The organism is Methanobrevibacter woesei (assembly GCF_003111605.1).
Classification (GTDB): Archaea; Methanobacteriota; Methanobacteria; order Methanobacteriales; family Methanobacteriaceae; genus Methanocatella; species Methanocatella woesei.
Genome location: NZ_MZGU01000006.1, coordinates 186,305 through 205,375 on the forward strand (window position 1 = coordinate 186,305; position 19,071 = coordinate 205,375).

At 30.9% G+C, this 19,071-nt stretch carries 25 protein-coding genes and 1 tRNA gene; 14 read left to right on the forward strand and 12 right to left on the reverse strand.

All coding sequences use genetic code 11. The annotated features are described in order from the left end of the window. Positions 1-109: 109 nt before the first annotated feature. From MBBWO_RS07255 to MBBWO_RS07265, 3 genes are read left to right on the forward strand one after another with little or no spacing between them, the layout of a single operon-like run. The gene (locus tag MBBWO_RS07255; RefSeq protein ID WP_116670229.1) at positions 110-754 is read left to right on the forward strand and encodes a DUF655 domain-containing protein; all 645 of its coding nucleotides are present in this window, start codon (positions 110-112) and stop codon (positions 752-754) included. 1 nt (position 755) lies between these two features. After that, positions 756-1,652, forward strand: coding sequence for a 16S rRNA (adenine(1518)-N(6)/adenine(1519)-N(6))-dimethyltransferase RsmA (rsmA, locus tag MBBWO_RS07260; protein WP_116670230.1), 897 nt, complete (start codon positions 756-758; stop codon positions 1,650-1,652). Positions 1,653-1,661: 9 nt separating this feature from the next. Further along, complete coding sequence (locus MBBWO_RS07265; RefSeq protein ID WP_116670231.1) at positions 1,662-2,240, forward strand: HemK2/MTQ2 family protein methyltransferase; 579 nt, start codon at positions 1,662-1,664, stop codon at positions 2,238-2,240. A gap of 20 nt (positions 2,241-2,260) precedes the next feature. On the opposite strand, the gene dapF is transcribed toward MBBWO_RS07265, so the two are convergent. Together dapF and lysA are read right to left on the reverse strand one after the other, a co-directional pair. Further along, entirely contained in the window at positions 2,261-3,136 is an 876-nt protein-coding gene (dapF, locus tag MBBWO_RS07270) for a diaminopimelate epimerase (RefSeq protein WP_116670232.1), read from the reverse strand. Between the two features lie 9 nt (positions 3,137-3,145). Continuing rightward, positions 3,146-4,429: a diaminopimelate decarboxylase gene (gene lysA / locus MBBWO_RS07275; RefSeq protein WP_116670233.1), complete on the reverse strand. Its 1,284-nt coding sequence runs from the start codon at positions 4,427-4,429 to the stop codon at positions 3,146-3,148. Positions 4,430-4,579: 150 nt separating this feature from the next. Between lysA and MBBWO_RS07280 the strand changes: the two genes are divergently transcribed. Next, positions 4,580-4,984: an NUDIX hydrolase gene (locus MBBWO_RS07280; protein WP_116670234.1), complete on the forward strand. Its 405-nt coding sequence runs from the start codon at positions 4,580-4,582 to the stop codon at positions 4,982-4,984. Here MBBWO_RS07280 and MBBWO_RS07285 read toward each other — a convergent pair. Then, entirely contained in the window at positions 4,981-6,147 is a 1,167-nt protein-coding gene (locus MBBWO_RS07285) for an aspartate aminotransferase family protein (protein WP_116670235.1), read from the reverse strand. The genes MBBWO_RS07280 and MBBWO_RS07285 overlap by 4 nt on opposite strands. A gap of 73 nt (positions 6,148-6,220) precedes the next feature. Here MBBWO_RS07285 and MBBWO_RS07290 point away from each other — a divergent pair, with 73 nt between their 5' ends. Then, entirely contained in the window at positions 6,221-6,652 is a 432-nt protein-coding gene (locus MBBWO_RS07290) for a peptidylprolyl isomerase (protein ID WP_116670236.1), read from the forward strand. Positions 6,653-6,788: 136 nt separating this feature from the next. Further along, positions 6,789-7,067 (forward strand): hypothetical protein, encoded by a 279-nt coding sequence (locus MBBWO_RS07295; RefSeq protein ID WP_116670237.1) that lies wholly within the window; start codon positions 6,789-6,791, stop codon positions 7,065-7,067. 28 nt (positions 7,068-7,095) lie between these two features. On the opposite strand, the gene MBBWO_RS07300 is transcribed toward MBBWO_RS07295, so the two are convergent. The 9 genes from MBBWO_RS07300 to MBBWO_RS07340 all read right to left on the reverse strand — a co-directional run bounded on the left by MBBWO_RS07300 (position 7,096) and on the right by MBBWO_RS07340 (position 14,446). Continuing rightward, positions 7,096-8,478, reverse strand: a complete 1,383-nt coding sequence (locus MBBWO_RS07300) for an MFS transporter (protein ID WP_116670238.1) — start codon at positions 8,476-8,478, stop codon at positions 7,096-7,098. Then, complete coding sequence (locus MBBWO_RS07305; protein ID WP_116670239.1) at positions 8,475-8,912, reverse strand: MarR family winged helix-turn-helix transcriptional regulator; 438 nt, start codon at positions 8,910-8,912, stop codon at positions 8,475-8,477. Before MBBWO_RS07305 ends, MBBWO_RS07300 begins: the two co-directional genes overlap by 4 nt. 10 nt (positions 8,913-8,922) lie before the next feature. Further along, positions 8,923-9,306, reverse strand: coding sequence for a VOC family protein (locus tag MBBWO_RS07310; protein WP_116670240.1), 384 nt, complete (start codon positions 9,304-9,306; stop codon positions 8,923-8,925). A 39-nt stretch (positions 9,307-9,345) separates the two neighbouring features. Continuing rightward, the gene (locus tag MBBWO_RS07315; RefSeq protein ID WP_394340368.1) at positions 9,346-10,293 is read right to left on the reverse strand and encodes a DNA glycosylase; all 948 of its coding nucleotides are present in this window, start codon (positions 10,291-10,293) and stop codon (positions 9,346-9,348) included. Then, positions 10,280-11,104, reverse strand: coding sequence for an imidazole glycerol phosphate synthase subunit HisF (gene hisF / locus MBBWO_RS07320; protein ID WP_116670242.1), 825 nt, complete (start codon positions 11,102-11,104; stop codon positions 10,280-10,282). The genes MBBWO_RS07315 and hisF overlap by 14 nt, the downstream gene beginning before the upstream one ends. Positions 11,105-11,169: 65 nt before the next feature. Next, positions 11,170-11,331 (reverse strand): preprotein translocase subunit Sec61beta, encoded by a 162-nt coding sequence (locus tag MBBWO_RS07325; protein WP_116670243.1) that lies wholly within the window; start codon positions 11,329-11,331, stop codon positions 11,170-11,172. A 69-nt stretch (positions 11,332-11,400) separates the two neighbouring features. Then, positions 11,401-11,868, reverse strand: a complete 468-nt coding sequence (gene moaC / locus MBBWO_RS07330; RefSeq protein ID WP_116670244.1) for a cyclic pyranopterin monophosphate synthase MoaC — start codon at positions 11,866-11,868, stop codon at positions 11,401-11,403. A gap of 12 nt (positions 11,869-11,880) precedes the next feature. Continuing rightward, positions 11,881-13,101 carry a tRNA pseudouridine(54/55) synthase Pus10 gene (locus MBBWO_RS07335; protein ID WP_116670245.1) on the reverse strand — a complete coding sequence of 407 codons (1,221 nt, stop codon included), beginning with the start codon at positions 13,099-13,101 and terminating at the stop codon, positions 11,881-11,883. A 7-nt stretch (positions 13,102-13,108) separates the two neighbouring features. Next, positions 13,109-14,446, reverse strand: a complete 1,338-nt coding sequence (locus MBBWO_RS07340; RefSeq protein WP_116670246.1) for a signal recognition particle protein Srp54 — start codon at positions 14,444-14,446, stop codon at positions 13,109-13,111. A 100-nt stretch (positions 14,447-14,546) separates the two neighbouring features. Here MBBWO_RS07340 and hpt point away from each other — a divergent pair, with 100 nt between their 5' ends. From hpt to MBBWO_RS07380, 8 genes are all read left to right on the forward strand, one after another. Beyond that, positions 14,547-15,116 carry a hypoxanthine/guanine phosphoribosyltransferase gene (gene hpt / locus MBBWO_RS07345; RefSeq protein ID WP_116670247.1) on the forward strand — a complete coding sequence of 190 codons (570 nt, stop codon included), beginning with the start codon at positions 14,547-14,549 and terminating at the stop codon, positions 15,114-15,116. A gap of 1 nt (position 15,117) precedes the next feature. Continuing rightward, positions 15,118-16,122, forward strand: coding sequence for a diphthamide biosynthesis enzyme Dph2 (gene dph2, locus MBBWO_RS07350; protein ID WP_116670248.1), 1,005 nt, complete (start codon positions 15,118-15,120; stop codon positions 16,120-16,122). A gap of 65 nt (positions 16,123-16,187) precedes the next feature. After that, positions 16,188-16,760: an exosome complex RNA-binding protein Csl4 gene (locus tag MBBWO_RS07355; protein WP_116670249.1), complete on the forward strand. Its 573-nt coding sequence runs from the start codon at positions 16,188-16,190 to the stop codon at positions 16,758-16,760. Positions 16,761-16,777: 17 nt separating this feature from the next. Beyond that, on the forward strand, positions 16,778-17,065 hold the full coding sequence (locus MBBWO_RS07360) for a DNA-directed RNA polymerase subunit L (RefSeq protein ID WP_116670281.1): 288 nt from the start codon (positions 16,778-16,780) through the stop codon (positions 17,063-17,065). A 39-nt stretch (positions 17,066-17,104) separates the two neighbouring features. After that, positions 17,105-17,530, forward strand: a complete 426-nt coding sequence (locus MBBWO_RS07365) for an NUDIX domain-containing protein (RefSeq protein WP_116670250.1) — start codon at positions 17,105-17,107, stop codon at positions 17,528-17,530. 176 nt (positions 17,531-17,706) lie between these two features. Further along, entirely contained in the window at positions 17,707-17,874 is a 168-nt protein-coding gene (locus MBBWO_RS07370; RefSeq protein ID WP_394340369.1) for an RPA12/RPB9/RPC11 RNA polymerase family protein, read from the forward strand. A 16-nt stretch (positions 17,875-17,890) separates the two neighbouring features. Beyond that, a complete protein-coding gene (locus tag MBBWO_RS07375) occupies positions 17,891-18,973 on the forward strand; it encodes a topoisomerase IV (protein ID WP_116670251.1) in 1,083 nt (360 codons plus the stop codon). A 24-nt stretch (positions 18,974-18,997) separates the two neighbouring features. Continuing rightward, positions 18,998-19,071 (forward strand) — tRNA-Arg (locus MBBWO_RS07380).

The following is a 19,071-nucleotide window of genomic DNA, read 5'->3' on the forward strand; positions in this document are numbered from 1 at the left end:
AGTTTAAACTTTTTTTAGATATCTTTATTACATATCAAGATAAACTTTAATAATAGCTAAAGAATTTTTGAAAAAATTTACTTTAGACTCTCGAAAATGAAGTGATATCATGACTAATAAAAACAAAAAAAATAACATACCCTCTGAAAAAAAAGAAGAAAACGCAATAATTTTAGATTATTTGAGTTTAGGGTATGTACAAAACGATATGTCCAAATTTAAAGGAAAGGCTATTGCTCAGGCTATTGGTAATGATTATTTCACTTTATTAGAGTTAACTCCAAAAGATGGAATTGATTTAGAAATTGGAGAAACTGTATTTATAGGCTCTGGAAAAAGAGATAAAATTGGTAGAATTAATGGAAAATTAAACTACACCAATTTAACAGCTACTAGTAGAATTGAAATGGATTATGCTATTAGAGATATAATTGAATCTCAAGAAGAAAAATATGTAGAATTCTTTAATACTGCAGGCTCTGTAAGTACAAGACTCCATAAACTTGAATTAATTCCTGGAATCGGTAAAAAACACATGTGGAAAATAATTGAAGCTAGAAAAGAAAAACCATTTGAAAGCTTCGAAGACATTAAAGAAAGAGTTCCTGCATTAACTGATCCTGTTGGAATGTTAGTTAACAGAGTTAAACAAGAATTAGATACCACAACATCAAAAAGAGGTAAGAAAAAATATTATTTATTTACAAACATTCCTAAAAGACCTCATAACAAAAAACAAGAAGGTAAGGTTTAATATGGATAAACAATCTTTAGCAAAAACAACTAAAGACATTTTAAATAAATACAATATTAAATTAAATAAAAATTTAGGTCAGAATTACCTTATTGATAGAAATAAACGGGATCAAATTATTGATTTCGGAAATATAACAAAAGAAGATATCGTTCTTGAGATAGGGCCTGGAATAGGAACCTTAACTTGTGAATTAGCATCAAAAGCCAAAAAAGTTATAGCTATCGAGCAAGACCCAACTATTTTTGACATACTCAAAGAAAGGTTGGAAAATGAGAATATAACAAATGTAGAATTGATTAATGATGATGCATTAAATGTGGATTTCCCAGAATTTAATAAAATCATCTCAAATCTACCTTATCAAATCTCTTCTCCAATCACCTTTAAATTTTTAGAATATGACTTTGATACAGCTATTTTAATGTACCAGAAAGAATTTGCAAACCGTATGAAAGGCAAAGTTGGAACTAAAGATTATTCAAGACTTTCAGCAATGCTCTATTTTAAATGTGAAGTTGAATTGTTAACAAATGTATCTGCTGAATCTTTTATTCCAAAACCAAAGGTTGATTCTACTGTAATTAAATTAAGCCCAAAAATTCCTGAATTTAAAGGAGAATTATCAAATTTAGCAATTTCAGAGATTAATGAAGATGATTTTAGATTATATTCTAAATTTACCAAGGCTCTATTCCAGCATAAAAATAAGAAAGCTAGAAATGCACTTATTGACTCACGCCATGAAGTCAGTTCCCTAGATAAAAAAGAATTTAAAAATAAATTAAATAGCATCACTTCAACAAAGATTAATGACCTGTTAAGTGAAAGAGTGCTAAAAATTAGTCCTGAAAATATATTGTTTTTATCAAAACAATTAGATCCTATTTTAAACTAAGGTAAAACTATGGAATTTATTATAAATACATCAGAAACTGTTTATATGCCTGCTGAAGATAGCTATATGCTTGCAGACAATTTAAAAATAAAACATGGAGACAGCGTATTAGAAATTGGAACTGGAACTGGTATTGTTGCAATGTATGCTTCTAAAATCACTGACAAGATTACAGTAACAGACATTAATTTTGATGCAGTGCAACTAGCTGAAGAGAATTTTAAAGCTAATAACATTGAAAATATTGAAATCCTATTTGGTAATTTATTTGAACCTGTAAAAGATAGAAAGTTTGATGTTATATTATTTAATACTCCATATCTACCTACCGATAATGATGATGTTATAGAAGACAATTTAAATTATGCATTTGATGGTGGATTAAATGGAAGAAAAGTTATTGACTTATTTTTAGATGAAGTGAAAAATCATTTAAACCCTAAAGGAATTGTCCAACTAATTCAGTCTTCACTTTCTGATAATGAGAAGACCTTAGATAGACTTGATGAAATGGGTTTTATTGCAGAAATAGCTGAAAGTGAACACTTCTTTTTTGAAGATGTTGTTTTAATAAATGGTTATTTATAAAAAAAAGTAAAAAATGAGGATTAATAATATCCTCTTTGGATTTCTCCATCATATACAAGTTTAGCAGGCCCTTCCATGCATGCTCCAAGTTTTCCATCTTTTTCATAGACATTGAACTTTAAATAGCCTCCAGGAAGATGTAATAATATATTTTCAGTATCAAATACACCTAATTTTACACCTGCAATAGCTGTTGAGGTTGCACCAGTTCCACAAGCAAGTGTAACACCAGCTCCTCTTTCCCATGTTTTCATAACTGCTTCAGTTTTAGAAACTGCTTGAACAAAGTGTACATTAATTTTTTCTGGGAAAACTTCATGACATTCAATAGCTGGACCATATTTTTCAATATCTACAGCTTCAATATCATCAACAAAGATGATTGCATGAGGATTTCCAACACTAACAGCTGTAACATTAAAAGAAGTGTCTAAAACATCTAATTTTCCATCTGAAAATTCATCTACATCTGCAGTCATAGGAATTTCATCTACTTTGAAGGTGGATGTTCCCATATCTACTCTAAAGAGTGCTGGTTCGCCATCTTCAAGTGTTATTTCAATGGTTTTAATTCCAGATTTTGTTTCAACAGTCATTTTTTCTTCTTTTAAAATGCCTTTCCTATAAACAAAATCTGCAAAACATCTGATACCATTTCCACACATTTCTGCTTCGCTTCCATCAGGATTGAACATTCTGTATCCAATGTCAGCTACATCAGATGGTACAACAAAAAGTACTCCATCTCCACCTACTCCAAAGTTTCTATGACAGAGGAATCTGCAAGCTTCAGGTTTATCTTCCTCAGGAATTACCACGCCTTTAGATTCATCAATTATTGGGAAATCATTACCTATTCCGTGCATTTTAGAGAATTTTAAACCTTTTAAATCCATATTATCAACCTATTCTAAATGATCTGGAATGATTTGTTTGTTAAATAAGTCATCAAATGTTTCTCTTTCACGAACAACAAAACATTCGCCATCTTTTACTAAAACTTCAGCTTCTTTAGGTCTTGAATTGTAGTTGGAAGACATTGTAAATCCATAAGCACCTGCATTTAAGATAGCTAATAAGTCGCCTTCTTCAACTTCAGGCATCATTCTATCTCTTGCAAATAAATCTCCGGATTCACAGACATTTCCTGCAATATCTACTTTTTCAACTGCTTCATCATTCATTCTATTAGCTACTACAATATGATGGTATGAATCATACATTGCTGGTCTAAGTAAAGTGTTAAATCCTGCATCTACTCCAATGAATTTTCTGTAGCTTTGTTTTACACTGTTTACACGAACAAGCAATACAGATGCGTCACCAACTAAGTATCTTCCAGGTTCAAGATACATTGTTGGATTGCCCATATCATATTCTTCAAGTTTTTCTTTGAATAATTTGATGTTTTCTTCTGCAAATTTGTCAATATCCACTATACTTTCTTCAGGAGTGTAAGGAATTCCAACACCTCCACCGAAATCAACAAATTCGAAGTCGATTCCAGCTTCCTGATGTACTTTTCCTGCAATATCCATTGTAGATTCAATAGCTAATTTAAATGGTTCAGGGTCTAAAATTCCAGAACCGATATGAGAATGCATACCTACTGGATTAAAGCCTAATTCACGAGCGAGTTTGTATACTTCTACTGCTTCACTTTCCATGATACCAAATTTACTCATTACCCCTCCAGTAATACAGTGGTCGTGGTGTCCAGCACCTACCATTGGGTTTACTCTGAAAGAGATTTTAACTCCATTTGGATCGATTACTTCAGCTAATCTTTTTAATGCAGAAACTGAATCAAGGTTAATGACTGCTCCTTGTTCATATACAAATTTTAACTCTTCAGTAGTAACATTGTTTCCAGTGAAAAGAATTCTGTCTCCATCAAAACCTAATTTTTTAGAAGTGTAAACTTCACCAGGAGAAACTGCATCAATACAGCAGCCTTCTTCTTCAAGGATTTTTAAAACAGCTAAGTTTGTGTTAGCTTTACATGCATAGTATACTCTGAAATCAGGATAATATTTTGAAAATGCATTATAAAATCTATTATAATTATCTCTTATCCTATTTTCATCAATTACAAAAAGAGCAGTTCCAAATTCATCAGCAATATCCACTGCATCTGCTCCACCAATATCTAAATGACCTTTATCATTAATTTTAATATTTAAATCCATTTTATCTCCCATTAAAAAATAAATAAGATATATTATAGTATTATTTTTAAATTTTGTTTTATTTATAATTAATTAAGGAAAAGAAATTGCCACTGCTAAATTTAAAATTAAATAATTTAATCAATAGATAATAATTAAGGAGGAAAACTTATGGACAAACCTTATGGACTTACAATGAGAGGAATCATAAAAAATGATAATGATGAAATCCTAATTTTAAGAAGGCATCCAAAATCACGAACCAACCCTCACAAATGGGAGTTGCCTGGAGGAAAAGTAGACCCTGGTGAATTCTTTGACGAAGCACTTATTCGTGAAATAAAAGAGGAAACTAGTCTTGATGGAAAGATAGGTGATTTTTGTGAAGCTGTTCAAGATGATTATGTTCATAAAAGAACAGTTCAGATAATAATGTACCTTAAAGACTTAAAAGGTGAAGTAAAAATAAGTGACGAACATGATGACTGGATGTGGGCAAGTTTAGATAAAATAAAAGAATTAGAACTTTCAACTGCTTTTGAAAAAGTAATAAAAAAGAAGAATTGGAAAATTTAAAGCACTTCATCAAGTGCTACTATAACTTTATCAATATCTTCTTTTGTTATAATGAGAGGTGGGACAAATCTTAAGACATTTCCATCAGTACAGTTAATTAAAAATCCTTTTTCTCTCATTGAATCCACATATTCTGCACCAGGACAATCTAATTCTACACCAATCATTAGACCGTAGCCTCTAACATCTGCAATTTTTTCTTTTTTCTCTTGTAACTTTTCAAGCTCATTTTTGAAGTAATTACCAACTTCAACACAGTTATCTAATACATTATTCTCATAGAGTTCATCAAGAACTGCATTAGCTGCTGCACAAACTAAAGGACCTCCACCAAAGGTAGTACCATGATCACCAGGTTGGAAACCTTTAGCTACTTCTTCAGTTACTAAAAATCCTGCAATTGGGACTCCTCCACCCATGCCTTTTGCCATAGTGATGATATCTGGTTTAATGTCAAATAATTCATGAGCAAATAAAGTTCCACATCTTCCAAAACCAGTTTGAACTTCATCAAGGATTAAGAGAATTCCTTTTTCTTTACAGATTTCAGAAATCTCTTTTAAGTAGTTTTCATCAGGTACATTGACTCCACCTTCACCTTGAATTGGTTCAACCATAATGGCTGCAGTTTCATCAGTAATAGCTGCTTTAATAGCATCAATATCATTGTAAGGCACATTAATAAATCCTTGAGGAAGATTTTTGTTAAAAGGTTCTTGATATTTAGGCTGACCAGTTGCAGCTAAAGTTAATAAAGTTCTTCCATGGAAAGAGTTGTTGGTAGTAATTATTTCTGATTTACCAGTGTATTTTAAAGCTATTTTAATAGCTCCTTCATTAGCTTCTGCTCCACTATTTGCATAGAAAATTCTGTCAAGACAGGTTAAGTCAATAAGTTTTTTTGCAAATTCAACAGCTGGCTCATTGTAATAAATATTAGAAATATGAATTAACTTTTCTGCTTGTTTTTGAATAGCTTCAACAACACGTTTATTGTTATGGCCTAAAATATTAACAGCTATTCCTGCAAAAACATCAATATATTCATTTCCGTCTTTATCATAAACTTTTACACCATCTCCATGATCCAATACAATTGGTTGTCTTGTAAAAGTGTTAATAAAATATTTATCTTCAATATCAATAATTTCATTAGTGTTCATTTAAAAACTCCAAATACTTTATATATAAATAAATATATTATTAATGATATTTAAAATTATAAAAAGTGATATTATGAAAAAAGCTATAATTGAAACTGAAAAAGGAACAATTGAATTAGAATTATTTGAAAAAGATGCACCTAACACTGTTGCAAACTTTGAAAAATTAATCAAAGAAGGATTTTATGATGGTTTAACTTTCCACAGAGTAATCCCTGATTTTGTAATTCAAGGAGGATGCCCTAGAGGAGACGGAACTGGAGGACCAGGTTACACAATCAAATGTGAAACTGAAGGAAACCCTAACAAACATGGAACTGGTGCTCTTTCAATGGCTCATGCAGGAAAAGACACTGGTGGAAGCCAATTTTTCATTACTCACTCTCCACAACCACATTTAGATGGTGTACACACAGTATTTGGTCAAGTCATCAATGGTATGGATGTTGTATACAAAATCCAAGCTGGAGACAAAATGCTCAAATTAAAAGTAGTTGAAGAATAAATTCTTTAACTCCATTCTTTTTTTATAATTTTACTTAAAAACTTATTTTTAACTGTTAAATTGCCTCAATAAAGAACTAATCCATTTATATTAACTTATTTTTAAAATAATTACTACAATTATAGGGGAAATATAAATGGAAAATAATGAGGAAAAAGATGAAATTTTTTCACTTCTTGGTGGAGTAATAAAAGGAAAATATGAACTCTACGAACTAAGTAACAGTGAAAAGATGTTAATTGGAGACAAATTTTATCCAGTAGATTTTATCATAAAATATAAAGACAGAATATCCATTATAATCTTTGAAATAAATCCTACACTTGAAGAATGTGAAAAGATAGTTGATTTCGCTCTAAAAACAAGTGAAGTCACTGGATTTAAATTAGATAGAGTTCTTGTTTATGAATATTAAAAAAAAGAAATAGCTAGTTTAAAACTAGCTATAATTTAACTGGTTTTGAGTTAATTCCAACTAAAGAAGCAAATACTGAAATTACACAGAGAACTGTACAGATTGCAGCAGCTATTTGACAGCTTAAAGTTAACAATGGATAGTACTCAGGAATAATAGGTACATTACCCATTACAAATGCAAATACTAAGGTTAACATTCCTAAACTTAAAGTCTGACCAATAACCCTCATTGTTGCTACTGAAGCTGAAGCGATTGGTGTGTCTTTTGGAGGAACAGAACTCATAATTGCATTGTTGTTTGGGGAAGAAAATATTCCAAATCCAATACCTTGCAATGCTAAAGCAATAGCTAAAACATAAAGTGGAGTGTGTTCATTTAATGTTGCAATTATTCCAATTGCCACTGCACCAATAGCTATTCCAATAGCTGACAATTTTTGAGGATTGACTTTATCTGATAGGCGTCCTGCTAAAGGAGCTAAAACAACCTGAAATACTGGAGTAATCATTAATAACAGACCAGATGTCTGTGAAGAGAATCCTCTGATGTACTGTAAATGATAGTTAACAATCATAACTATTGCAAAGGTAGCTAGATAACCTGATAATGCTGCAAAGTTTGATGATGAAAACTTAGGATTTTTAAAGAATCTAACTTCAAATACTGGGTTTTTAATTTTTAACTCAAGATATGCAAATGCAATTAAGAAGATAATTCCCACAATGGTTAAAATAACACCAGACATTTCATTTAAGGTAGTGAAACCATAAACAAATAACAATATACCTATACTGTAGACAACAGAACCTTTTTTATCAATTGGAACATTTTCAAAGGTTTTCCATTCCTTATCTATTTTAACAATAAGAACAATTAAACAGAATACTAAAAATGGAATTGTGAAATAGAAAATTGAATGCCATGTAAATTGATGGTTTAAAAATCCTGCAATAACTGGAGATAATGATGTTGCAAGATAAACACCAGTTACATTAAGTCCAATAGCTTGTCCTCTGTTTTCTGGCTTAAATGCAGAAACAACAATAGCCATTGAAGCTACATTAAGAAATGCTACACCAATTCCCTGAAATATCCTTGTAATTAAAAACATTTCAGATGAAACTGAAAGTGTTGCAAAAATTGAGCTTATAATAAAAAGCGCGGACCCACAGACCATTGACTTTTTAAGACCATATTTTCCAGATATCTGACCTGCTGGAATAGTAAATACTGCAACTGCTAAGAAGAATATTGTTGTAATCCAATTTTGAACAATATTACTCATACCAAAGTCTACAGCTATTGAAGGGATAACAACCCCAACTCCTGAAGATAAAAATACTGTAAAAAATGCAGTTAAAGTAGCTACAATTAATACATATTTTTCTAAACTACTTTCGAACTTCATAATTCCTCCTCATTTAGTTTTACACTGTTAACTGTTAATTTTCTAAATTTTTCAACAAAATCATGACCTAATTCATTTAAACCTACTTTTTGTTCCCATTCCTCATTAATCTCTTTAAAAGTTGCCATAATGTCAATTGCCTTTTCTGTGCACTTTAACTTATATTGACGCCTATTTTCAGGGATTCTTTCACGAGTAACAAATCCTTTGTCTTCCAAATCCCTTAAATATTTAGCTACAGTTCCTTTATTTACATAAAAATAATCTGCTAAGTCTTTCTGAGAGCAACAGTCCTGAACATGAATTTTTATTAAGAAAACTGCCTGCATAGTGGTTAAATCATCTTTTTTTAAACGATCATTTAAAAATTTATGTTGATTTTTTTTAAGAGCTGCCAATAAAGCACCAAAAGGTTTTTCATCAAAATTATCCATAGAAACCCCCTTATTTTTGAGAAATTGCAATGGTTACACCATTTGGATCACTGACAAAACCCAACTTTCCATTTGGAACATCTACAATTTGAACTTCAACTGTTGGAATTTTAGATTTTATCTCTTCAATAGCTTTTTCCACATCATCTACGGAAACAGCTATTGCATTTAAACCTATCTCAGTATCTTCTTCCTTAATAAGTTCAACACCAGATCCATTTTCACCTGTTAAAAATTTAATCTGTTTATCAGGCATATTTAATTCTTTTTCAACTTCAAAACCGAAAACTTCCTTATAGAAGTTAACACTTTCCTCCATATCATTTACAATAATTGTAGTATACCTAATATTCATAATATTAAATTGTAGAGTACTATATATAATAGTTTCCATTGAAACTGTTGAAAAAGAAACAATAAATCAAAAAAATAGCTACTTTTTAAGTTCATTCATTAGTCCAGAGCGGCGGGCATAATGGAAAAGATAGAGCTGCACATATCCTGCATAATCTCCAAATTCCTCCATTCCAAACTCCCTTATTTTAGGAACTTTAATATCCTTCCCCTCAAAATACAAATGAGAAACAATACGTTTAATCCACACATCAGAAGGGAAAGCTTCTCTAAAATTAAATCCATATAGCAATATACAATCGGCCACTTTAGGCCCAACACCTGGAAGTTTTAAAATAGTATCAAAAGCTTCATCATAAGACATTTTAGAAATTTCACCAAAATCCATTTCCAATGAAAGAATTTCAGTGGCTTTTTTCATATAAGGTGCCCTATAACCAACTCCACAAGCTTTAAGATTGTTTTCACAAAGGGAAATATCTGGAAAATCACAATTATCAAACTCTTCCTGATCATCTTCAAAAGAATTTATAATTGCATCTAAAGAAGGAACCCCATAAAAAGTCCCTGATGGAAATTCATAGGATTTTCCCCATTTTTCCTTTATTAAATCAATAGATTTAGTCCACCTGACTATTGAATTATTAGCAGAACAAATAGAAGATAAAATAGACTCAAATTTATCCTTTGCAAGAAATAGTCTTAAACCTTCACAAAAGGAAGTCATTTCAGCTAGTTTTTCATCCTGATTTAAATATTTATAAAATTTAGAGAGATTAAAATCCAAATCAAAGATTTCACTAGCTTTTTTATCTAAGATAGATTTTTTAATATGAAAATCAGAATTTAAAGGAAATTCATAGCTAAACTCAATAGACTTATTTAATTCATGAGCTTTAAAAAGTACAGGAACTCCTTCAACAATAACAACCTCCCTATATTCATCATTTTCCTGTTTCCATGGAGGTTGAGAGGTCTGACCAGAAAGTTGAGTTAACTCCAGGTCAATGATATTATAGTCTGACATTAACACCATTTTCTTTTAAATAATGTTTAACTTCAGCAATTGGATATTCATTAAAGTGGAATATACTTGCAGCAAGAGCAGCACTTGCATCAGAAACTGTAAATGCATCAAGAATATCTTTAGGTTCTCCAACACCACCACTAGCTATTACTGGAATATCAACTGCATCATTAATAGCTTTAGTTAATTCTAAATCATATCCTTCTTTAGTTCCATCACCATCCATACTAGTTAATAGAACTTCACCAGCACCTAAATCCTGACATTTCTGTGCCCAGTCAATTGCATCAATACCTGTGAATTCCCTTCCACCATAGATACTGCAATCAAACCAGCAATATCCTTTATCGGTTTCAATAACGTTTTTGTCTGGTGCATCACTAGGATTATCCACATATCTTCTTTTAGCATCAATTCCAATTACAACAGCCTGAGATCCCACAACTTTAGAAGCTTCAGTCAATAGTTCAGGGTTTTTAATAGCTGCAGTATTTGTAGAACATTTATCTGCACCTGCTTTAAGCATTTTAATGTAATCTTCAACTTTTCTTATTCCACCACCGACACAAATTGGAATGAAAACATTTTCAGTAAGTCTTTTAATTACATCAACCATAGTTCCTCTTCTTTCATAGGATGCAGTAATATCTAAAATAACAATCTCATCAGCACCCTCTTCATAATAACGAGTAGCTAAATCAACAGGGTTTCCAGCATATTTAATCTCTTTGAACTCAACCCCTTTAACAACCCTACCTTCAGGAACCTGTAAATCACAATCTAAACAAGGAATGATTCTTTTAGTTAACATGAAAATACCTAAAATAAGTTAATAGAGAAAAATAGTAAGTTAACTTAATCTTAAATAAAAAAAGATTAAGCAGAATATCTTAATACAAAACAGAAAATTGCTAAAATAACAGTAATAACAACTACATGCTCTGGTGAGAGTTTTGGGCCTACACTTTCTTCATCAAAATATCTTACTAACCCTGCACCTGTTTGAGGCATGGAAATTTTATTATCTTTTTTTGCCATAATATCTCCTATAATAAATTTGTTAAAATAAAAATTATAATTAATTATTTTTCTACTAATATATAAACTTTAAATTTTCTCTTTCTTTAAAACTTTAATATCACTAATTCTTGTATCTGGATATTGACCGTTTTCATCTTTTTCAACTGCTTTAACCATATCCCATATTGTAAGTAATGCTACACTTACACCAGTTAAAGCTTCCATTTCAACACCAGTTTTTCCTAATGTTTTAACAGAACAGACAGCTATTATTTCAGTTTCTTTAACTTCAAAATCAATTTCAATACCAGTTAAGTTTAATGGATGGCAAAGTGGAATTATTGAAGAAGTGTTTTTAACACCTTGAATTCCTGCAATTTGAGCAGTTGTTAAAACATTCCCCTTTTTTATTTCTTCATTTTGAATCATAGCTATTGTGTTTTTATCTAAATCTATTTTTCCACTGGCAATAGCTAACCTTTTTTGGTCTTTTTTTTCTCCAACTTCAACCATGTGGACTCCACTGTCAGTAAGATGTGTAAATTCTTTAGCCATTTTATCTCTCCACTATTTTTCACTAACTTCAATAACATCTAATTGAGCACAGACTGCATTTACTCCCAATATTTCTGAAACATTAGGTTTTGATCTGCCTTCATCCCCTGAGATTAATTCTTTAATATATAATCCACCTTCAGTTTTAATTGTTATTTCAAAGGTATAATCATCAATAACTTCAGATTTTAGCTCTTTTACATGTTTTATACGAACTTTATCAGCACGCCTTCTTAAAACCCTAATAGGAGTCTGCTGATTAATCTCATCTAACTTTTCTAAATCCTTTAATTTGCTTTTATCATAAGGTTCATCACATTTAACTAATGCTTTGTATACCTTGTATGTGTCAGGAGAAGATACTTTAATTTCAGCTTTTCTATTTCTTTCAACAAATTTTAAACCGTGATATGCAGTTTTACCTTTAGCAGACTTATTAATTTCTTCTTCTAACTCTTTTAAATTAATCTTTCTTATTTTAGGTTCCTTGATTTCTAAAACAAAAGGCCTTCCTGAACCAAGCATTAATACATCAATATCTTCTCTTCCAGCACCGTGAAATTTAGCTTCATATCCTCTGGTAACTTCAAGTATCCTTTCAGACAATAATTCTTCTACAGATTCAGGATACTGTTTGCCAGTACCATTACATTCATCACAGCCCCTGCCTTTACATTTAGTGCATGGCCATTTGGTTTGAGGAATTCCACGAAGATATTTATTGTATTTTCCTTCAATAAATAAAGGGTTGATTTGTAATCTTACTTTTGTTTTCTTTCTGATGTCAACATTAATAACAATATCCTGTTTTTCAAAAGAGACTTCTTTATTGGAGTTATTTTCGATTTCACTTCCAATAATCCTATTTAATTCCTTTTTAATTGGTTCAACAACTACATCTAAAGAATCAGAAATTTCATCATCTTTTTGTTTAATAGCTTTGTCAAGACTTGTTCCAACAAGAAATGTGTCAAATTCAACTCCAAGATGTTCAATTTTGTTATAAATCTTGTCAAATAGCTCATCATTAATCCTATCAAATATATTTCCACAGATAACACAGTCTGCATCATCCTGGTTTATATTTAATTCTTCAGATATCTTTTTTGCCCTATCTAAGTTATCCTCACCTTTTACAAGTGAAGACAACTTACGGCCAAGGCAATGGTTACAGATATTTCCTTCTGTAAGTTCAAGAAGTTCTTTTGCTTTTAAAATAGCTAATTGATCCATATTATCATTATTTCATAAAGTGGCCCATCATACGGTTCATGGTGCTGCCTCTTAAACGGCCTCTTCCACCAAATCCTTTCATAGCTTTCTTAGTGTTGTTGTAATACTTAAGTAAAGCTCTAACTTCACTTTCATCAACACCAGCACCCCTAGCAATCCTTTGAATACGGGACTGTTTAATTATCTTAGGATTTTCCAATTCTTCTTGAGTCATAGATGACAGCATGACTTTAAAGGAGTCAATTTTATCTTCAGTCATTTTAGAAGCTTCTTTAGGGATTTTACCTCCTAAACCAGGAATCATATTTAATACTTGTTGCATTGGACCCATTTTGCCCATCATATCAAACTGATTCTTCATGTCTATAAGAGAGAACTTACCAGACATCATATTGTTCATTGTTTTTTCAGCAATGTCCTCATCAATGTTCTCCTCAGCTTTTTCAATTAAACTTCTAATATCCCCCATTCCAAGTAATCTGGAGATAAACCTTTCAGGGTCAAATAGTTCAAAGTCATCAATTCTTTCACCAGTACCGATGAATTTGATAGGTGCACCAGTTTCAGCTACTGCAGACATAGCTCCCCCACCTTTAGCAGAACCATCTAATTTTGTAATGATGATTGAACCAATATCTGTAGCTTGTGAGAATGCTTTAGCTTGTTCTCCAGCCTGTTGACCAATTGTACCATCAATAACAAGAATAGCTTCAGTAGGTTGAATGATGTCATCCAATTGATCCATTTCAGCAATTAAATCAGATTCTTCCTTATGCCTACCTGCTGTATCGAAAATAATGACTTTCTTATTTTTAAACTCATTTAAACCTTTTTTAGCTAAATCAAGAGCATCTTTATTTTCAGGATCCCCATATAATGGAATTTGCATCTCTTCAGTTAATTGTTTTAATTGCTCGTAAGCAGCAGGCCTCCATGTGTCTGTACAGACAACTGCAGGATTGAAACCTTTTTTCTGTAAAAATCTGCACATTTTACCAATAGTAGTTGTTTTACCACTTCCTTGCAATCCTAAAAAGAGAATTTTATAAGGTTTTTGATTAATGTCAAGGCCTACAGCTTCTCTTCCCAAGAGATTTACCATTTCTTCATAAATGATGGTAATTACATATTCTCTTGGTGTAATACCTTTAGGAGGTTCCTCTTCAAGAGCTCTTTTCTCAATTTTCTTAGATAAATTTAAAACCAATGCAATATTTACATCAGATTGAATCAATGCACGTTGTATCTCTTTTACAACTTCTTTTATTGTTTTTTTGTCAATAACTGACATTCCTACTAATTTCTTCATCGTATTAGTAAGATTTTCACCTAAACTTCCTAGCATGATAACACACAGCAAAAATTTGTTTTATTAGAAAAGTTAATAATTATAATAATTTATATTTATAATTAATATATACTTAATAATTTTTTTGTGTGAGAGAATGTTAGAAAAAGTAAAGAAATCTTTAAAAGAATCCCCAATTGTAAAAAAAGGTGAATATAATTATTTTGTTAATCCTATAAGTGATGGAGTTCCTGCAATGGACCCTGAAATCTTAAAAGAGTTAATTGATGTTGCAGTAAAACACATTGATTTAAATGTTGATAAAATAGTAGCTATTGAGGCTATGGGAATACATTTAGCAACTGCATTATCCTTAGCTACTGGATTACCATTTGTTATAATTAGAAAAAGAGAATATGGCCTTGAAGGTGAAAAAGAAGTTTATCAAGAAACAGGATACGGCTCTTCAAACTTGTATATCAACGATTTAAAAGCTGGCGAAAAAATACTTTTAATTGACGATGTTGTGAGTACTGGTGGAACCTTAATATCCGTTATCGGTGCTTTAAAAGATATCGGTGTTGATATTAAAGGAGTAATAGCTACAATTGAAAAAGGAGATGGAAAAAGAGTTGTTGAAACAGAAACTGGAATTCCAATCTTTTCAATTGTTAAGATAGATGTAATCGATGGAGAAGTTGTAATCCAATCTACAATTGAAGATTAAAATGTCAATGTACAATATGGATGTAGAAAGAGTTATTAAAAAAATTAACTCTAGAGATGCTAGGACAGTTGGCCTCCAGTTTCCAGAAGGGCTTAAAATGCAGGCTGTTAAACTAGCTAAAAAAATTGAAGAAGAAACCAATGCAACAGTAATCATATCTGGAGACCCTTGTTTTGGTGCTTGTGATGTATCTGACAGCAAAATGAAGGGCATTGTTGATTTAGTTATACATTACGGTCATACAGCATTGCCTTTGAAATATGAGGTTCCAGTTTATTTTGTTGAGGCATTTTCCAATGTTCGTATTAAACCTATTTTAAATGAGTGCCTTGAAAAAATTGAAGATTACTCTAAAATAGCTTTAGTTACAACAACACAGCATTTACATGTTTTAAATGAAATTAAAGACTATCTTGAAGATAATGGGAAAGAGGTTGTTCTTGGTTCTTCTAAAAGCACAAGAAAAGGTCAAGTTTTAGGATGTAACTTTTCATCTATTAAAAATTTAGATGCTGAAATCTACCTATTCATTGGTAGTGGAAGTTTCCATCCTCTAGGAATTTATTTATTTACTAAAAGTCCTGTTTTAGCTTTAGATCCTTACAATGGTGAAATTAGAGAAATGGGAGATTTTGCAGATAGAATTCTCAGGATACGATTTGCAAGGATTACAAAAGCTAAAGAAGCAAAAAAATGGGGAATAATTGTTTCATCAAAAGAAGGACAATATCGGATGAATCTTGCAAAAGCCATTAAAAAAGAATTAGAAGATTTAAATATGGAAGCATACATTATTATGGTAGATAATGTCAATCCAGACATATTACTTCCATATATGGATTTGGAAGCATTTGTTGTAACAGCTTGTCCAAGAATAGCTATTGATGATTCACAAATGTATAAAAAACCATTAATAACACCACAAGAATTAGAAATAGTATTAAACAAACGAGAATGGGAAAAATATCAGCTTGATGAAATTTTATTCCATGAACGTTATAAATAATTTTATATAGCAATATAAATATAATTATAATATTAAATTAATGAATTCCTTATTTTGGTGATTAAATGAAAGTAAAAGATGGAGATTTTGTAATGCCCGGAGATGTATTAGGAATTATTGAACAATTTTTACCTGGAGAAGGTACTTATGATAATGAGGGCTACATTAAATCATCTATTTTAGGGAATGTTCAAATTAACTCAAAAATGAAAACAATATCCGTTATGCCTAAATCAGGAAAACCAGCACTTTTAGAAGTTGGGGACACCATTTATGGACAAATAACTGATGTTAAAGCTCAAAGAGTAAATGTAAATATTGACAGATTAAAAAATACAACAAGACCATTAGCTCTCCCTTACATAGGAGCAATCCACATTTCTCAAGTGAAAGAAGGATACTTAGATAAATTAACTGATGCTTTTAGAATAGGAGATATAATAGAAGCAACAGTTGTTAAAATAACTGGAGATAATGTTGATTTAAGCACTGTAGATAAAGAATGTGGTGTTTTAAAAGCAATGTGTACCCGTTGTAGAGGTTATATGCAAACAACTGAAAAAGAAAATGAACTTCAGTGTAAAAGATGCAGTAAAAAAGAGAAACGTGAAGTTTCAACAAATTATGTTAATGAATAATTTTTATGGATGATAAAATGGCTAATGATACTAACATTGAAATTAATGTGGACAAAACTTTAGAACTTGAAATTACTATTCATGGAGAAAGCCATGGTGTATGTAATGCTCTTAGACATATTTTAATGCAAAATCCCGATGTTGAATATGCTGTTTACAACATTGATCACCCTCTTACTGGAGAACCTAATATGACTATTAAAACCAAAAGGGGAAAAAGACCAAGAGTTGCATTAAAACAAGCAGCAGAAGAGCTTATTGAACAAAGTGAAGAATTTAAAAAACTTATTGAAGATACATTATAACTTCAATAATTATTATTTTTATTTATTTTAAGTGATATGATGGGAGATTATAAAAATCCGTCATTAACTGTTGATACCATTATTTTTGACGAATCTGAGAATATTATTCTAATTAAACGTAAAAATAATCCCTATAAAGACCATTGGGCACTACCCGGAGGCTTTGTAGAATATGGTGAAACTGTAGAAAATGCAGCTATTAGGGAAACTAAAGAAGAAACTAACATTGATGTAACACTCACTAGCTTAGTTAATGTTTATTCAAAGCCTGATAGAGATCCAAGAGGCCATACTGTAACTGTTGCCTATATAGCTAAAGGAGATTTCAATCAGATGAAAGCTGCAGATGATGCATGTGACATTAAAATATTTTCAAAATCTGATTTGAAAAAAATAGATTTGGCTTTTGACCATGCTAAAATCATAGAAGATGCATTTAAAGTCAATAATAACATTAAAAAATAGTAAATATTTAAATAATTTAAAAAAAAAATTAATGTTCATATAATTTTATTTAACTAATGAAAAAATAACATTTATTGGAGTGATAAAATGGAATTTTGTCCAGAATGTGGGGCTATGCTACTTCCTAAAGATAATATGCAGTAGATGAAAAAGTTGAATCAAAAAACAATGTCATAATGAGAGGAGAAGACATTAACACACACCCAACAACCACAATTACCTGTCCAGAATGCGGACATAATAAAGCAGCATGGTGGTTACAACAAACAAGAAGTGCTGATGAAGCTCCAACTAGATTTTTCCAATGCTTAAAATGCAAACATACTTGGAGAGAATACGATTAATCACTGAGGAGAGATTATGAAAGATTCTAAAGAAAAAGAGCATCATATATCCCATTTAAAGGATTTGATGGAAGGTGTCAAAGAAACTTCTGAAGAAAAACCAGATGATGCTGATGAAATAGAAGAGTATGAAGTTGTCGATGCAGATGAACTTATTCATGAATTAAATGCAGAAGAAAAACAAAATTTCGAAGAAGAAACCTTTGAAATTGATGATGAATTCATCTACAGCCCAAATAAAGATTCAGAAGAAGCAGAAATTCTAGAAGAAATTGATGAAGATTTCATAATAACAACTGAAATTAATGACTCCGAAACAGATTATGAAGAAGATGTTCTTTACGACAGTGAAGATAAAATAAGTGAACAATTTAACAATATAGTTCATGCTAGAGTAGGTAACTACCCAATAATGGCAGTAGTCAGCTTAGCTGTTGGCATAATCCTTCTTATTGTTTCAATATTTTTATTAATCACTCAAACAAGTGAACGAGTAATTGACAGTGTAGCTTCAGGAGAACTTAATGTAATTATTGTAATAGCTGCATTTATTGGAATACTTCTTATTATAATTGGAATTTACAAATTATTCTCTTTAAAGAATCCTTTTGGAGATCTAACTAAAAAAATCGACAACATCGAAAAAGAAGAGAAAAAAACTAAAAAAGAACCCCAAATAAAAGAAGAAGAAAAAAAAGTTATACCAAAAAGTAAAATTCCTTTAAATAGAGAAGATTACAAGATAGGTGAATTCGATATATCTTCTATTAAAACTAATTTTAAAGAATCTTCATCTGACATAGAAGAAATTAAAGCGATTAAATCTGAAAAACCTACTTTTAATAAAACAACATCAGTTGATAAGGAAATAAATGAAGAAGAACCAACTCACAAAGAAGAAGAAAATATTGAGCCAGTAAAAGAAGAAAAAGAAGAGAAAAAAACAGACAATAATAAAGAAGATGAAGAATATAAAAAAGCTCAGTTAGATAATGAATCAATTGATGAAATATTTTCAGGAATTGAAGAAATAGAAGAAATACCAATAATTTCTGTAAATTCTAAAGACAAAAAATCCTCTGATAAAAAAGAGGAATAATTTTTTATTTTTTTTTGAAATTAAGGGCCTGTAGTCTAGTCAGGAATGACGTAGGACTTCGGATCCTAAGGTCGAGGGTTCAAATCCCTCCAGGTCCG

What these genes read in the sequence shown, in the direction of transcription:
- MBBWO_RS07255 (WP_116670229.1), top strand. Translation starts at nt 110, where the DNA reads ATGACTAATAAAAACAAAAAAAATAACATACCCTCTGAAAAAAAAGAA.
- rsmA (WP_116670230.1), top strand. Translation starts at nt 756, where the DNA reads ATGGATAAACAATCTTTAGCAAAAACAACTAAAGACATTTTAAATAAA.
- MBBWO_RS07265 (WP_116670231.1), top strand. Translation starts at nt 1,662, where the DNA reads ATGGAATTTATTATAAATACATCAGAAACTGTTTATATGCCTGCTGAA.
- dapF (WP_116670232.1), bottom strand. Translation starts at nt 3,136, where the DNA reads ATGGATTTAAAAGGTTTAAAATTCTCTAAAATGCACGGAATAGGTAAT.
- lysA (WP_116670233.1), bottom strand. Translation starts at nt 4,429, where the DNA reads ATGGATTTAAATATTAAAATTAATGATAAAGGTCATTTAGATATTGGT.
- MBBWO_RS07280 (WP_116670234.1), top strand. Translation starts at nt 4,580, where the DNA reads ATGGACAAACCTTATGGACTTACAATGAGAGGAATCATAAAAAATGAT.
- MBBWO_RS07285 (WP_116670235.1), bottom strand. Translation starts at nt 6,147, where the DNA reads ATGAACACTAATGAAATTATTGATATTGAAGATAAATATTTTATTAAC.
- MBBWO_RS07290 (WP_116670236.1), top strand. Translation starts at nt 6,221, where the DNA reads ATGAAAAAAGCTATAATTGAAACTGAAAAAGGAACAATTGAATTAGAA.
- MBBWO_RS07295 (WP_116670237.1), top strand. Translation starts at nt 6,789, where the DNA reads ATGGAAAATAATGAGGAAAAAGATGAAATTTTTTCACTTCTTGGTGGA.
- MBBWO_RS07300 (WP_116670238.1), bottom strand. Translation starts at nt 8,478, where the DNA reads ATGAAGTTCGAAAGTAGTTTAGAAAAATATGTATTAATTGTAGCTACT.
- MBBWO_RS07305 (WP_116670239.1), bottom strand. Translation starts at nt 8,912, where the DNA reads ATGGATAATTTTGATGAAAAACCTTTTGGTGCTTTATTGGCAGCTCTT.
- MBBWO_RS07310 (WP_116670240.1), bottom strand. Translation starts at nt 9,306, where the DNA reads ATGGAAACTATTATATATAGTACTCTACAATTTAATATTATGAATATT.
- MBBWO_RS07315 (WP_394340368.1), bottom strand. Translation starts at nt 10,293, where the DNA reads ATGTCAGACTATAATATCATTGACCTGGAGTTAACTCAACTTTCTGGT.
- hisF (WP_116670242.1), bottom strand. Translation starts at nt 11,104, where the DNA reads ATGTTAACTAAAAGAATCATTCCTTGTTTAGATTGTGATTTACAGGTT.
- MBBWO_RS07325 (WP_116670243.1), bottom strand. Translation starts at nt 11,331, where the DNA reads ATGGCAAAAAAAGATAATAAAATTTCCATGCCTCAAACAGGTGCAGGG.
- moaC (WP_116670244.1), bottom strand. Translation starts at nt 11,868, where the DNA reads ATGGCTAAAGAATTTACACATCTTACTGACAGTGGAGTCCACATGGTT.
- MBBWO_RS07335 (WP_116670245.1), bottom strand. Translation starts at nt 13,101, where the DNA reads ATGGATCAATTAGCTATTTTAAAAGCAAAAGAACTTCTTGAACTTACA.
- MBBWO_RS07340 (WP_116670246.1), bottom strand. Translation starts at nt 14,446, where the DNA reads ATGCTAGGAAGTTTAGGTGAAAATCTTACTAATACGATGAAGAAATTA.
- hpt (WP_116670247.1), top strand. Translation starts at nt 14,547, where the DNA reads ATGTTAGAAAAAGTAAAGAAATCTTTAAAAGAATCCCCAATTGTAAAA.
- dph2 (WP_116670248.1), top strand. Translation starts at nt 15,118, where the DNA reads ATGTCAATGTACAATATGGATGTAGAAAGAGTTATTAAAAAAATTAAC.
- MBBWO_RS07355 (WP_116670249.1), top strand. Translation starts at nt 16,188, where the DNA reads ATGAAAGTAAAAGATGGAGATTTTGTAATGCCCGGAGATGTATTAGGA.
- MBBWO_RS07360 (WP_116670281.1), top strand. Translation starts at nt 16,778, where the DNA reads ATGGCTAATGATACTAACATTGAAATTAATGTGGACAAAACTTTAGAA.
- MBBWO_RS07365 (WP_116670250.1), top strand. Translation starts at nt 17,105, where the DNA reads ATGGGAGATTATAAAAATCCGTCATTAACTGTTGATACCATTATTTTT.
- MBBWO_RS07370 (WP_394340369.1), top strand. Translation starts at nt 17,707, where the DNA reads ATGAGAGGAGAAGACATTAACACACACCCAACAACCACAATTACCTGT.
- MBBWO_RS07375 (WP_116670251.1), top strand. Translation starts at nt 17,891, where the DNA reads ATGAAAGATTCTAAAGAAAAAGAGCATCATATATCCCATTTAAAGGAT.